General features: G+C 59.5%; 14 protein-coding genes. 13 read left to right on the plus strand and 1 reads right to left on the minus strand.

The window, feature by feature from the left end:
- Nucleotides 1-68: 68 nt before the first annotated feature.
- The 6 genes from MTP37_RS02855 (at nucleotide 69) to MTP37_RS02880 (ending at nucleotide 5,589) form a co-directional block, all read left to right on the plus strand.
- Nucleotides 69-1,607 (plus strand): sugar ABC transporter ATP-binding protein, encoded by a 1,539-nt coding sequence (locus MTP37_RS02855; RefSeq protein WP_249238121.1) that lies wholly within the window; start codon nucleotides 69-71, stop codon nucleotides 1,605-1,607.
- An 18-nt stretch (nucleotides 1,608-1,625) separates the two neighbouring features.
- Nucleotides 1,626-2,624 carry an ABC transporter permease subunit gene (locus tag MTP37_RS02860; protein WP_249238122.1) on the plus strand — a complete coding sequence of 333 codons (999 nt, stop codon included), beginning with the start codon at nucleotides 1,626-1,628 and terminating at the stop codon, nucleotides 2,622-2,624.
- Between the two features lie 99 nt (nucleotides 2,625-2,723).
- Nucleotides 2,724-3,044: a hypothetical protein gene (locus MTP37_RS02865; protein ID WP_097775076.1), complete on the plus strand. Its 321-nt coding sequence runs from the start codon at nucleotides 2,724-2,726 to the stop codon at nucleotides 3,042-3,044.
- Nucleotides 3,045-3,144: 100 nt separating this feature from the next.
- Complete coding sequence (locus MTP37_RS02870) at nucleotides 3,145-4,131, plus strand: TAXI family TRAP transporter solute-binding subunit (protein WP_249238123.1); 987 nt, start codon at nucleotides 3,145-3,147, stop codon at nucleotides 4,129-4,131.
- Between the two features lie 14 nt (nucleotides 4,132-4,145).
- Nucleotides 4,146-5,333 (plus strand): sodium/glutamate symporter, encoded by a 1,188-nt coding sequence (gene gltS / locus MTP37_RS02875; RefSeq protein ID WP_249238124.1) that lies wholly within the window; start codon nucleotides 4,146-4,148, stop codon nucleotides 5,331-5,333.
- Between the two features lie 52 nt (nucleotides 5,334-5,385).
- On the plus strand, nucleotides 5,386-5,589 hold the full coding sequence (locus tag MTP37_RS02880) for a hypothetical protein (protein ID WP_249238125.1): 204 nt from the start codon (nucleotides 5,386-5,388) through the stop codon (nucleotides 5,587-5,589).
- Nucleotides 5,590-5,770: 181 nt separating this feature from the next.
- On the opposite strand, the gene MTP37_RS02885 is transcribed toward MTP37_RS02880, so the two are convergent.
- The gene (locus MTP37_RS02885) at nucleotides 5,771-7,141 is read right to left on the minus strand and encodes an NCS2 family permease (protein ID WP_249238126.1); all 1,371 of its coding nucleotides are present in this window, start codon (nucleotides 7,139-7,141) and stop codon (nucleotides 5,771-5,773) included.
- Nucleotides 7,142-7,609: 468 nt separating this feature from the next.
- On the opposite strand from MTP37_RS02885, the gene MTP37_RS02890 reads away from it, so the two are divergent.
- From MTP37_RS02890 to MTP37_RS02920, 7 genes are all read left to right on the plus strand, one after another.
- Entirely contained in the window at nucleotides 7,610-7,891 is a 282-nt protein-coding gene (locus tag MTP37_RS02890; protein WP_249238127.1) for a chemotaxis protein, read from the plus strand.
- The gene (locus MTP37_RS02895) at nucleotides 7,888-9,336 is read left to right on the plus strand and encodes a phage terminase large subunit (protein WP_249238128.1); all 1,449 of its coding nucleotides are present in this window, start codon (nucleotides 7,888-7,890) and stop codon (nucleotides 9,334-9,336) included. The genes MTP37_RS02890 and MTP37_RS02895 overlap by 4 nt, the downstream gene beginning before the upstream one ends.
- Nucleotides 9,337-9,348: 12 nt before the next feature.
- Nucleotides 9,349-11,178: a portal protein gene (locus MTP37_RS02900; RefSeq protein WP_249238129.1), complete on the plus strand. Its 1,830-nt coding sequence runs from the start codon at nucleotides 9,349-9,351 to the stop codon at nucleotides 11,176-11,178.
- Between the two features lie 17 nt (nucleotides 11,179-11,195).
- The gene (locus tag MTP37_RS02905) at nucleotides 11,196-12,128 is read left to right on the plus strand and encodes a ribosomal-processing cysteine protease Prp (protein ID WP_249238130.1); all 933 of its coding nucleotides are present in this window, start codon (nucleotides 11,196-11,198) and stop codon (nucleotides 12,126-12,128) included.
- Nucleotides 12,129-12,156: 28 nt separating this feature from the next.
- Nucleotides 12,157-13,155, plus strand: coding sequence for a N4-gp56 family major capsid protein (locus MTP37_RS02910; RefSeq protein WP_249238131.1), 999 nt, complete (start codon nucleotides 12,157-12,159; stop codon nucleotides 13,153-13,155).
- A 13-nt stretch (nucleotides 13,156-13,168) separates the two neighbouring features.
- Nucleotides 13,169-13,384 (plus strand): hypothetical protein, encoded by a 216-nt coding sequence (locus MTP37_RS02915; RefSeq protein ID WP_097775085.1) that lies wholly within the window; start codon nucleotides 13,169-13,171, stop codon nucleotides 13,382-13,384.
- A gap of 68 nt (nucleotides 13,385-13,452) precedes the next feature.
- Nucleotides 13,453-13,836, plus strand: a complete 384-nt coding sequence (locus MTP37_RS02920; protein ID WP_249238132.1) for a hypothetical protein — start codon at nucleotides 13,453-13,455, stop codon at nucleotides 13,834-13,836.
- Nucleotides 13,837-13,848 lie beyond the last annotated feature (12 nt).

Below are 13,848 nucleotides of genomic sequence, written 5' to 3' on the forward strand. Positions count from 1 at the left end.
GCACGCGCCTTGTTTTGAAGAAAGGTTTTTCTGCGGCCTGATAATAAACGACAAGGAGGCTCTGCGGAATGTCAGAATACCGTCTGGTAATGAAAGGCGTGGTCAAGACCTTCCCCGGCGTCAAAGCGCTGGATCACGCCCAGTTGGAGCTTCGCCCCGGTAAGGTCATGGCGCTGATGGGTGAAAACGGCGCCGGTAAGTCCACACTGATGAAATGCATGTTTGGCATTTACAAGATGGACGAGGGCGAAATTGAATACGAGGGCGAAAAAGTTACCATCACCACCCCTCTGGATGCACTGAACCGCGGCATTGCCATGGTGCATCAGGAACTGCAGCCGATTCCGGCACGTACTGTGGCCGAGAACATCTGGCTGGGCCGCTACCCCACCAAAAAGTACGGTCCTGTTACGGTGGTGGATCACGCCAAAATGTACAAGGATACGGAGGAGCTGCTGAAAAAGCTGAAGCTGGAGATCAATCCCCATGCAAAGCTTGGCTCTCTGAGCATCGCACAGATGCAGATGGTGGAAATTGCAAAGGCTGTTTCCGCAAACTGCAAGGTGCTGATCCTGGACGAGCCCACTTCCTCGCTGACCGCAAACGAAGTTGAGTCGCTGTTCCGCATCATGCGCGAGCTGAAGGCTCTGGGCGTGGCACTGGTCTATATCAGCCACAAGATGGACGAGATCAAGGTCATTGCGGACGAAGTCACCATCATGCGCGATGGCCAGTACATCGGTAAGTGGGACGTTGCCAACATGACCAAGGAAGAGATCATTGCAAAGATGGTCGGCCGTGAGCTGTCGAACCTGTATCCCCCGCTGGAGAACCATCCCTCGGACGAGGTCATGATGAAGGTGGAGGACTTTACCTCCATCCATCCCCGCTCCTTCCGCCATTGCAGCTTTGAGCTGAAAAAGGGCGAAATTCTGGGCGTGGCTGGTCTGGTGGGCGCACAGCGCACCGAGCTGATGGAAGGCATCTTCGGCCTGCGTGCCCATACCTCTGGTAAGGTGTGGATCAAGGGCGAAGAGGTCAACATCAAGCAGCCCCGCGATGCCATCCAGAAGAGCGTTGCTCTGCTGACCGAGGACCGCCGTGCTACCGGCATTCTGGGCGTGCTGAGCGTTGCCGATAACATCTCCATCGCTTCTCTGGACGCCCTGCGCAAGGGTCCCATCATGCTGGACAACAAAAAGATCCTGGATCTGGTGGCTACCAACAAGGAAAAGATGGCCATCAAGGTACCCAGCCCCAAGACCCAGATCAAGAGCCTTTCTGGCGGCAACCAGCAGAAGGTGCTGATCGCCCGGTGGCTGGCCAACAACCCCGATGTGCTCATTCTGGACGAGCCTACCCGCGGCATCGACGTCGGTGCAAAGTATGAAATTTACTGCATCATCGCCGATCTGGCCAAGCAGGGCAAGAGCATTATCATGATCTCCTCCGAAATGAGCGAGATCATCGGTATGTCCAACCGTGTTATGGTCATGTGCGATGGCCGCATCACCGGCTTTATCGACGGCAAGGACGCTACGCAGGAAAACATCATGGCACTGGCTACCCAGTTCGAGACCGCACCCACCGCTGCGGCAAATCAGTAAATAAGGAGGCTGTCTATCGTGGAAGCTACCAAAAAATTGAATGGCAAGGCTGTGGGCAAGTGGCTCAGCAACAACGCCATTATTATGATGATGCTGGCCATCACTCTGATCGTTGGCATCATGCACCCCAACTTCTTCTCCGGCACCAACATGATCAACCTGTTCAAGAACGTGTCCATCCGCTACATCATCGCGCTGGGCATTTCCGGCTGCCTGATCACCACCGGTAACGACCTGTCCGCTGGCCGTCTGGCTGGTTTTGCCGCCTGCCTTGCCTGCATTTTTGCGCAGACCGAAGGCGCTTCCGGCAAGTTCTACCCCAATATGCCCACCCTGTCCACCCCCGTGGTGTTCATTCTGGTTATTGCCATCTGCGCCATCGTGGGTCTGTGCAACGGTCTGGTGGTCAGCTACCTGAAGGTGCAGCCCTTCATTGCTACCTTGGGTATGCAGCAGGTGGTCTACGGTATCTGCCTGGTGTACACCGGCGGTACCCCCATCGGCTCTTTGAACAAAAACTTCACCTCTCTGGCCTCCAACACCATCATCGGTGTGCCTGTGCTGATCTGGATCGCTCTGATCGTGGCCGGGTGCTTCTGGTTCCTGTACAACAAGACCCGTCACGGCAAGTACATGTACGCCATCGGCGGCAACGAAGCTGCTGCTGAGGTGGCCGGTGTCAACGTGCACGCTACCAAGATCCGCATCTACATTCTGGCCTCCTGCATGTTCGGTCTGGCAGGCTGCCTGCTGGCTGCAAAGTCCGGCGGCGCATCCGTCAACACCGCACAGGGCTATGAGCTGGACGCCATCGCAGCCTGCACCATCGGCGGTGTTTCCACCACCGGCGGCGTTGGTACTGTTCCCGGCGTTCTGGTCGGCGTTCTGGTTTTTGAGCTGATGAAGGTGGCTCTGCAGTTCATGAATGTCAACTCTTCTTACACCTACATCGTTCAGGGTCTTGTCATTATCGTGGCTGTGGCCATCGATATCCGCAAGTATCTGGCAAAGAAGTAAGAGCTTTTTCTGTGGGTCGTCTGCTTTTGGGCAGGCGGCCCGCTTTTTTTATCTGCATTTGTGTGGTATTATAATAAAAACACCATCAGGAGGTACGTTATGGCACAGGAAAAACAGACACCCGAAGAGCGCGAGGCTGAACTTGCCCGCCGGGAAGCTGCCCTTGCGGCCCGGGAAGCACAGCTGGCGCAGGAACAGGCGGAGCTGGCAGGCCGGAAGGCGGATTTTGAGGAGGGCAAAAAGAGCCTGCTCAACAACGGTGACAAGAATTTTGTGAATGCGAAAGAAAAAATGTACGACCATTTTCCGCTGACCGTGCACCAGATGGATATTATCATCGGGGTACTGTTTGCACTGATCGCACTGTTCCTTGTGCTGGGCGTGACCCATACCAGCTTCTTCGGGCTGTTCGGAGGGTAAGTGCATTCCTTTTCTGCAGCAGGTGATTGCATTTCATCCGCAATATGCGTATAATTTAGGATAAAAGCTCTGCCGCACTGCGGCGGCAGGAAGAGGAGTGGTGATCTTGAAAAAGAAATGGCTCGCGACGGCACTGGCAGGCATTCTGCTGGCAGCTGCGGTTCTGAGCGGATGTGCATCGACAGAAAAGGCCAAACGGCTGCGCTTCGGTGTGGCTGGCGAGGGCGGCATCTACCGGGAGTTTGGTGAGCGGTTCGCAGCATTGGAAAACGAGACGGACAACGGGCAGGTGGAGCTGAAGGCTACCGCCGGTTCCGCAGCGAACCTGCGCCTGCTGACCGGCGAATACCTGCAGCTGGCCATTGCACAGGCAGACCTTGTGCAGGATGCCTATGACCAGACCGGCATCTTTGCCGACGAGGAGGAGGACCGCGGCTTTGGTGCCGTGGCGGCGCTGTACACCGAGACCTGTCAGGTGGTGGTGCGGGCGGATTCCGACATCCGGTCCATTGAGGACCTGCACGGCAGGACGGTGAGCATCGGCGCGGAGGAATCCGGCTCGGAGCAGAACGCGCTGCAGATCTTATCTGCCTATGGTCTGAACGACAAGATGGTGAGCATGGTGAACCTGAACTATGAGGATGCCGCTGCCCAGCTGAAGGCGGGCAGGGTGGATGCCATCTTTATGACGGTGGGCGCGCCCAGCCCGGTGCTGACCGCTCTGGCAGGCGAGTGCGGCATCCGGCTGCTGAAGGTGGACGGTGCGGCGGCACAGCGCCTGATGAGCGCTTACAGCGCCTACAACACGGTCACGCTGCCGGCAGGCACCTATCCCGGCCAGACGGAGGAGGTGCAGACGGTGGGCGTGAAAGCCGTTCTGCTGGCCAGCAACGCGCTGCCTGCAAAGCAGGTGCAGCAGCTGACACAGCTTCTGTTCTCCAGCCGGGAAGGGCTGGAAGAGCAGCTGGGTATCCCGCTGGATCCGGAGGAAAACGCAGTAGAGGGCGTTGGCATCCCGTTCCATGCGGGCGCGGCCGCATACTATAAGGCGGCAGGAATTACGGTCGATCAAACGGCTGGGAACTGAGGGAAAGTAGAGCAATGAAGATCGAATTGGATATGTATCAGACACTGGCCGTTGCCGTGCTGGTGCTGATGCTGGGCAAGTTTTTGCGGGCAAGGGTGCAGGTGCTGGAACGCTTCTGCATTCCGGCCCCGGTCATTGGCGGTGTGCTGTTCGCCATTTTTACCTGCGTGTGCTATGTGACCGGCATTGCCGAGTTTGCATTTGATGATATTCTAAAGGAAGTCTGCATGGTGATGTTCTTCACCTCAGTGGGCTTTCAGGCGAACCTCAAGGTGCTGAAAAGCGGCGGAAGAGCGATGATCGTGTTTCTGGGCGTGGTCATCGTGCTGATCGTCAGCCAGAACTTTGTGGCCGTGGGGCTGGCAAAGCTGCTGGGCGTGGATGCGCTGGTGGGCCTTTGCACCGGCTCCATCCCCATGGTGGGCGGCCACGGCACCGCCGGTGCTTTTGGCCCGGTGCTGGAGGACTTTGGCATTCAGGGGGCCACCACCCTGTGTACGGCAGCGGCCACCTATGGCCTGATCGCAGGCAGCATGATGGGCGGCCCCATCGGCAAGATGCTCATTGAGCGGCACAACCTGCTGGCCACGGTAGTGCCGGAGGATGACAGCCTGCTGGTGGAAGAAGAAATGAAGCACGAGCGCCACACCACCATGTACCCGGCGGCAAGCTTTCAGCTGATCGTCGCCATGGGCATCGGCACGGTGCTGTCCAGACTTCTGAGCCTGACGGGCATGACCTTCCCCATCTATATCGGTGCCATGATCGCGGCGGCGATCATCCGCAATGTGGGCGAATACAGCGGCCAGTACACCGTGTATATGGGCGAGATCAACGATATTGGCGGCATCTGCCTTTCGCTGTTCCTGGGCATGGCGATGATCACCCTGAAGTTGTGGCAGCTGGCAGAGCTGGCCCTGCCGCTGATCGTGCTGCTGGCCGGGCAGACCCTGTTCATGATCCTGTATGTGGTGCTGGTGGTGTTCAACATCATGGGCCGCGACTACGATGCGGCGGTCATCGTGTCCGGCACCTGTGGCTTTGGCATGGGTGCAACGCCCAACGCCATGGCAAACATGCAGGCCATCTGCGATAAATATTCGCCCTCGGTCAAGGCGTATCTGCTGATACCGCTGGTGGGCAGTCTGTTTGCGGACTTTCTGAACAGTCTGGTCATTACGGTGTTCATCAATTTTATCTGAAGCTGACATTTACAGTTCGGGCGGGCTTCCGCACCGGGAAAGGAGACGTGCAATGTCGCTTTATCACCATCTGAAAACGTGGCTCGGAAAAAAGCAGGAGCATCCCCATGAGGAAGAAACCGTGGCCTTGCCGGAGATCCATACCGGCAAGGTGGCACATCATACGGATGCGGACGGCACTCCGGCGGCAGATAAGCCGATCCACTATGATAACGTAGCTATCCCGGAAGTGCATATCCACCCGAGACGCAAATAACTCCTAGCGTGAAAAGGCGTTTGTCGCGGCCCGCAGGCCGCGACAAACACAAATAAAAAAGAATAGTTCCACGCCGGACAGCCCGGAGCGAATGCGCAGGCTGTTCCGGATCACAGGAAGCAGAAAAGCTCCCGTCCATCATCAGGACGGGAGCTTTTTTGCTTGCGGTAAGATCAGCGGCTTAGAGGAACACGTACTTGAGGATGAACAGTACGGTCAGCACGTACATCAGCGGGCTGATCTTCTTTTCCTTGGCCTTGCCGGTGGCGACATTGATGATGGTCCAGGAGATGACGCCGATGGCGATGCCCTCAGAGATGCTGTAGGCAGTGGGCATGGCCAGAATGGTGAGGAAAGCGGGGATGCCCTCGCTGGGGTCGTTGAAGTCGATCTTGACGGCAGAGCCCATCATGTAGAAGCCCACGATGATCAGGGCAGGAGCCGTTGCAAAGGACGGGATGGTGAGGAACAGCGGGCTGAAGATGGTGGCCAGCAGGAACAGGATGCCGGTGGTCATAGCGGTCAGACCGGTGCGGCCGCCTTCGGTGACGCCGGAAGCGCTCTCCACGAAGGTGGTGGTGGTGGAAGTGCCCAGCACAGCGCCTGCGCAGGTGGCGATGGAGTCGGCCATCAGTGCGCCCTTGATGTGGGGCAGCTTGCCGTCCTCGTCCAGCATGTCGGCCTTGGAGGCAACACCGATCAGGGTGCCCAGCGTATCGAACAGGTCAACGAACAGGAAGGAGAACATGACGGCAAAGAAGTTCAGGATGCCAACGCCGGAGAAATCGGTCTTGAACACCTGACCAAAGGTCTTGCCCAGCGCGGAGAAGTCGAAGCTGACGAAGGCGGTGGGAATGACGGAGTACATGCCTGCGTCGGGGTTGGGAACATAGATGCCGGCGATCTCGCAGAGGATGCCCAGCACCCATGTGATAAGGATGCCGTACAGGATGCCGCCCTTGACCTTCTTTACCAGCAGGATGGCGGTGATCACAATACCCAACAGGGCAAGGATCGCGCCCATGCCCACGCTGGAGAAGGTCTCGCCCTTGAAGTGCTGGTAGGTGACGAGGGTAGAATCGCTATTGACGATCAGCTTTGCGTTCTGCAGACCGACAAAAGCAACGAACAGGCCGATGCCCACGCTGACGGCACTCTTCAGGGTCATGGGAATGGCGTTGAAGATGCCCTCACGGACATTGGTGAGGGACAGCACGATGAAGATGATGCCCTCCACAAAGACGGCCATCAGGGCCAGCTGCCAGCTGTAACCCATGGTGAGAACGACCGTGTAGGAGAAGTAGGCGTTCAGGCCCATGCCGGGAGCCAGTGCAAACGGATAGTTGGCAAGCAGAGCCATAAGCGCAGTTCCAACAAAGGATGCCAGCGCGGTGGCGATCAGAACAGCCTCGGAATCCATGCCCGAGGCGGACAGGATATTGGGGTTGACCGCAAGGATGTAGGCCATGGTCATGAAGGTGGTGATACCAGCCATGATCTCGGTCTTGGCATCGGTGTGGTTTTCTTTCAGATGAAAGATGTTTTCTAACATGAAGAACCTCCTGATTTTAAATAAGAAGCCGTTTTTATAAACACAGCACACCGCCTGAAGGGGGGTGCCCGCATCCGTTCGGCGCACCCTGCTTATAAACACAGCTCCCAAAACATCCCGCCGGTGCGTGCGGCGGGAAAGAACAAAAGCTATTGTAGCATGTTCCGCTTGTGTTTGTCCACAAAATAAACACACTTTTTTCATTTTTTGTCCAAAAATCGCAAATGAGTATGACTTTAAACGTTTCCGGGAGATTTGCCACAGGTTTCGCGTGGAAAAATACACTGCTTTCAAAAAATGACAGGATAACGTTGTTTAAAATACAACTTTGTTATACTGCAAGGACTTTTGCGAATTAAATATACCGTTCGGCCCTGAAAAAGTACACCCTGTCGGAATGCGGCAGACGGTGGTATCCTTTTGCCATAGCCCAGCACATCGGGGCAGAAAGGAGCTGATACCCACACCATGGGGCAGATAAAACAGGCCAAAGGGCTGGAAAGCCTGAGCCGGGCCACCGACACCCTGAGCACCCTGCTGGCGCAGGAGGTCCGGGAGCTGAATGCCCGCCAAAAGGCAGCAAAGAAAACGGGCGCGGCAGACGGCAGCACCATCAAGGGCCTCAAGGAGGCCACGGCGGTGCTCAAGGATCTGGCCGCTGTGGCCAAGACCCTGAACGATCAGGGCACGCAGACAGAGGGCACAGGATGCGGCGTGGTGATCCTGCCGCCCGTGGAGGAAGAAACATGAGCACACAGGAAGCAAGAGCGCCGGTGGTCTGGCGGCCACAACCCAGACAGGCCGAGTTCATGCGCCGCCCGGAGCCGGAAGCGCTGTACGGCGGTGCGGCAGGCGGCGGAAAAAGCGATGCGCTCATCATTGAAGCGCTGCGGCAGGTGCATATCCCACACTACCGGGCGCTGATCCTGCGCAAGACCTACCCGCAGCTTTCCGATCTGGTGGACAAAAGCCAGATGTACTACCGCAGGGCTTTTCCGCAGGCGCAGTACAACGCCACCACCCATGTGTGGAACTTCCCCAGCGGGGCAAAAATCTATTTTGGCTCCATGCAGTACACCAAGGACCGCACCAACTATCAGGGCAAGGCCTTCGATTTTATCGGCTTTGACGAGCTGACCCACTTTGAATGGGAAGAGTACAGCTACATGATGAGCCGCAACCGTCCCACCGGCCCGGGCACCCGGGTGTACATGCGGGCCACCACCAATCCCGGCGGCATCGGCCACGGGTGGGTGAAGGCAAGGTTCATCACGCCGGCACCACCCGGTACGCCCATTGTGGAGGAATACACAGTCAGGCTGCCGGACGGCACCGAGCAGAAACTGCAGCGCTCGCGGGTGTTCATCCCGTCCAGCATCTTTGATAACCCCGCCCTGCTGGCCAACGATCCCGGCTACCTTGCAAGCCTTGCCAGTATGCCGGAGGCGGAAAAGCAGGCCCTGCTCTATGGCAGCTGGGACAGCTTCAGTGGTCAGGTGTTTACCGAGTGGCGCAACGACCCGGCCCATTATCAGGATCAGCGCTGGACGCATGTCATCGCACCCTTCACCATCCCGAAGCACTGGACCATCTACCGGGGGTTCGATTTTGGCTTCTCGAAGCCCTTCTCGGTGGGGTGGTACGCTGCGGATGAGGACGGGCGGCTCTACCGTATCCGGGAGCTGTACGGCTGCACGGGCCGCCCCAACGAGGGCCTGCGTATCGACCCGGTGGAACAGGCCCGGCGCATCCGGGAGGCAGAGCAGAACGACCCTCTGCTGCGGGGCAGGGTGATCCACGGCATTGCTGACCCGGCCATCTTTGATGAGAGCCGCGGCGAGAGCATTGCTGCCATGATGGAGCGGGCACCCGGCTTTTTGCACTGGGCCCCCGGCGACCACACCCGTCTGGCCGGAAAGATGCAGTTCCACTACCGGCTGAACTTTGACACGGACGGCAGGCCGATGCTGCAGGTCTTCAACACCTGCAAACACTTCATCCGCACCATCCCGAACCTTGTGTACGATGAGAGCAATGTGGAGGACATCGACACCCGGCAGGAGGATCACATCTATGACGAGTGCCGCTATGTGCTGATGGAAAATCCCATCAGTCCACCCTGCCGCTGCGCTGCGCCGCCCCTGCAGGACGACCCGCTGGAGCTGCACAAACAGGCAAGATTTTACAGAATTTAAAGGAGAAACGCGATGGACGATTATGAGAACGAGAGCCTGCCGGTGGGCGAAGCACAGGTGGCCGAGGCCATGCAGACGCTGCAGCGCTACAAGGCGGGCAAGGCCGCGCTGGACAAGCGCATTGTGGACAACGAGCTGTGGTTCCGCATGGGCCACTGGAAGAATTACCAGAACCCCATGATGCCCGGCAAGGCCCAGCCCTCCAGCGGATGGCTGTTCAACAGCATTGCCAACAAGCATGCGGACGCCATGGACAACTACCCGGAGCCCAACGTGCTGCCCCGGTCGGCAGATGACGAGGACACCGCACGGGCACTTTCCAGCGTATTGCCGGTGGTGCTGGAACAGGCCGACTACGAGCAGGTGTACAGCGACTGCTGGTGGCGCAAGCTCAAGACAGGCACCGGCGTGACCGGCATCTTCTGGGACCCGGCAATGCGCGGCGGCATCGGCGACATTGCGGTGCGCAGCGTGAACCTGCTGATGCTCTACTGGGAGCCGGGCGCAGCAGATATTCAGGCGTCGCCGGACTTTTTCAGTCTGAGCCTTGAGGATACGGCCCAGCTGAGCGCCCGGTATCCGCAGCTGCGGGGCCGCACCGCCAGTGTGCTGGATGTGCCCCGGTACATCCACGATGAAGGGCAGGACACCAGCACCAAGAGCGTGGTGGTGGACTGGTACTATAAGCGGCCGGATGCCAGTGGACGCATGGTGCTGCACTACTGCAAGTTCTGCAACGGCGTGGTGCTGTACGCCAGCCAGAACGACCCGGCGCTGGCAGAAAGCGGCCTGTACGACCACGGACAGTACCCCTTTGTATTTGACCCGCTGTTCGTGGAGGAGGACAGCCCGGCGGGCTTTGGCTACATCGATGTGATGAAGGACTGCCAGACGGCCATTGACAAGATGAACCATGCCATGGACGAGAACGTGCTGCTGAGTGCAAAGCAGCGGTATGTGCTCAGCGACACGGCAGGGGTCAACGAGGAAGAGCTGGCCGATTTCAGCCGGGACATCGTGCATGTGGTGGGCCGTCTGAACGACGACAGCTTCCGTCCCCTGCAGACGGCCGGCCTGCAGGGCAACAGCCTGAGCTACCGCCAGAGCCGCATTGAGGAGCTGAAGGAGATCAGCGGCAACCGGGATATGACGCAGGGTGGAACTGCCGGCGGTGTGACCGCAGCCAGCGCCATTGCGGCCTTGCAGGAGGCAGGCTCAAAGCTTTCCCGCGATATGCTCAAGAGCGCCTACCGCGCCTTTGCCAAGCAGTGCTACCTGATCATCGAGCTGATGCGCCAGTTCTACGACGAACAGCGGGTGTTCCGCATCGTGGGCGAGAGCGGCGAGAACCGGTTCGTGCCCTTCTCGGCGCAGGCGCTGCGGGCTGTGCCCGGCGGCAGCGTGGGCGGCGTGGAGCTGGGCAGCCGGGAACCGGTCTTTGACATCGTAGTCAGTGCCGCCAAGAAGAGCACCTTCAGCCGCCTTTCCCAGAACGAGACCGCAAAAGAATGCTATCAGCTGGGCTTTTTCAAGCCGGAGAATTCCGATGCCGCCCTTGCGGCACTGGACATGATGGATTTTGAAGGCATCGAGAAAGTGCGCCAGCGGGTGCGGCAGAACGGCACCCTTGCCCAGCAGCTGGCACAGCTGCAGGACCAGATGGTGCGGATGGCGGCGGTGATCGAGATGCAGGGCAGCGGCCAGAGCGATGCCGATGGCCTGACCCGCAGCGTGAGCAGCGCGTTCACGCAGAAAAACGGGCAGGCTGCAGCCACAAAGCTGGCGGGCCTTGGCAGCGCACTGCCGGTGGCCGCTGCCGCAAGAGCCATGGATCTACATTGAAAAGGAGGTGAATTTTTATGATGAAGGTTGTTTACAGCGAAATGGATACCCCGGCCGGGATCAGTTGCCGGTTGGAAGCTGCCGGTCACGCAGGCTATGCGCCTGCCGGGCAGGACATCGTATGCGCCGGTGCCAGCACCGTGATGCAGGGGCTTGTGTGCCTGCTGGCAGGCGAAGAGAGTGCCCGCAGCGATGCCTTTGACGAGCCGGACGGCCCGCGTCTGGCGGTGCAGGCAGACGCGCCCTGCGCAGAATGGGTGCAGGGTGCCTTTGAACTGGCCAAGGCCTGCTTTGCACTGCTGGCTGAGCGCTACCCGGAGAATGTCCGCTTTGCGGATGTGAGCCGCCGGGGCGAGAAGAGCATGATGGACCTGCAGCTCTTTGCAGAAGGAGATGCCGCTCCTGCGCCCCCGGCCCTGAGCGAAGCACAGACCCGGCAGGCAGTCGCTTCCGGCACCATGAAGCCCGGTGAAGCCGCACCTGCCGTGCCCGCTGCGCCCCAGCCGGAACCGGAAGCCCGGCCTGAGCCGCCCGTTCAGCGCCCGGAGCTGCCACCGCTGTCCGGCCTTGCCTGCAGCACCCGGACGGCAGTGCAGGGCCTGCACGCCCGCTGGGCGGCAGAAGAAGCGGCCATGCGCCGCAGCCAGCCGGACTTCAATTTGCAGAAGGAACTGCGCAGCCCGGAAATGCGCCGTCTGATGCAGCTGCCCGGGATGCGGGTGCAGGACGCCTACCGCCTGACCCATTACGATGAAAACCTGCGCACCGCTGCACAGGCGGTGGAACAGGGGGTGGTGGAGCGGATCCAGCAGCGCGCCGCACGGCCCACCGAAAACGGCATCCGTCCCGGCGGTGCGGCCACCGTCCGCCCGGACGTTGCCAGCATGACCCGCGCCCAGCGCGAAGCACTGGAACGCCGTGTGCTCCACGGAGCACAGATCGAACTGTAACGTTTTGACAAGAGAAAGGAACCAGACTATGAACCACACTTTCAACATCCAGCTGTTTGCCGAGAACCTGAACACCACCGCGACCATGTCGCAGGAAATGAAGACCTTCTACGAGAAGCGTCTCATCGATCAGGCTGAGCCGCGTCTGGTGCACGACCAGTTTGCGGACTACTACCCGGTGCCCCAGAACGGCGGCAAGACCATCGAGTTCCGCAAGTATGACAGCCTGCCCAAGGCGTCCACTCCGCTGACCGAGGGCGTGACCCCCAATGGCCAGACCCTGAACGTGACCACCATTACCAGCGACCTGCACCAGTACGGCGGCTGGACCCCGCTGACCGATGTACTGCAGATGACTGCCATCGACAACAATGTGGTGCAGGCCACCCGTGTGCTGGCAAGTCAGGCGGGCCGCACCATGGACAGCATCACCCGCGATGTGCTGGCAGGCGGCACCAACGTCATCTATGCGCCCAAGCTGGCGGCAGATGGTGCCGAGACTGCTGTGACCAGCCGCAAGGCGCTGGACAAGACCTGCACCCTGACCCCGAAGCTGTTCTTCCAGGCGGCGGCACAGCTGGGTGCCATGAATGCGGACCCCATCGGCGACAGCTACATCGCCATCATCCACCCCTATGCCGCCTACGACCTCAAAACCAGCAAGGAGTTCATTGAGGTGCACAAGTACGCCGACCCGGACACCATGTTCCGCGGCGAGATCGGCAAGCTGGGCAATATCCGCTTTATCGAGACCAGCGAGGCCAAGATCTGGAAGGACGACACCTGCCCCACCGGTCTGGCTGTGTTCGGTACGCTGGTGCTGGGTGCCCATGCCTACGGTGTCACCGAGCTGGAGGGCGGCGGTCTGGAGCACATCGTCAAGCAGCTGGGCTACGGCGACGACCCGCTGAACCAGCGTGCTTCCGTGGGCTGGAAGGGCATGCGTGCGGCAGAGCGTCTGGTGGAGCAGTACATGGTGCGCATCGAGAGCGCATCCAGCTATTCCGCTTCGGCTGCTGCCAACTGAGGAGGTGTGAACCATGGCTGAAAAGAAAAATGTGCGTATCCGGCTGTTCAAGGACAACAGCCGCTACAAGGGCGACCTGTTCGTCAGCGTCAACGGCGTGAACTATAAGATCCGCCGGGGCGTGGAGGTGGAAGTGCCGCCCGAGGTGGCTGAGGTGCTGGAGCACAGCCAGATGCAGGACGAGCTGACCGCCGCCCGCATCGCGGCAGCGGAAAACGCCGCACAGTAATCTGAAGAAAGGAAGCCCGGCTGGGAGCAGCTGCCCGGCCGGGCTTTTTCAGAAAAGGAGTGAGATCTATGACTGTAGGACAGGCGCTGGAGCGCGCCGAAGAGCTGCGCCCGGGCAGCCGCATTGCACTGTCTACCCGGCAGGCGTGGCTGCGGGAGGCAGATGCCATGCTGCGGGAACGCTTTTTCAAACACAGCATCACGGATGCCTACAACGATGTAGGCGCAGACCTTGCATGGGATGACAGCCTGCAGGATGAAGATGTCCTGCTGGCTCCGGCACCCTTTGACGCAATGTATCCCCACTATCTGTGTGCCATGACCGATGCGGCCCTTGGGGAGACCGACCGCTATGCCGGGGAACAGGCGCAGTACAACAGTATTCTGGCCGACCTTGCGGCGTGGCTGCGGCGCACCTATCCGCCGCTGACCGCCGTTCAGTGGCGCTGGTAAGGAGGTGGTGGA

The sequence above is a fragment of the Faecalibacterium sp. HTF-F genome (genome assembly GCF_023347535.1).
GTDB lineage: Bacteria > Bacillota > Clostridia > Oscillospirales > Ruminococcaceae > Faecalibacterium > Faecalibacterium wellingii.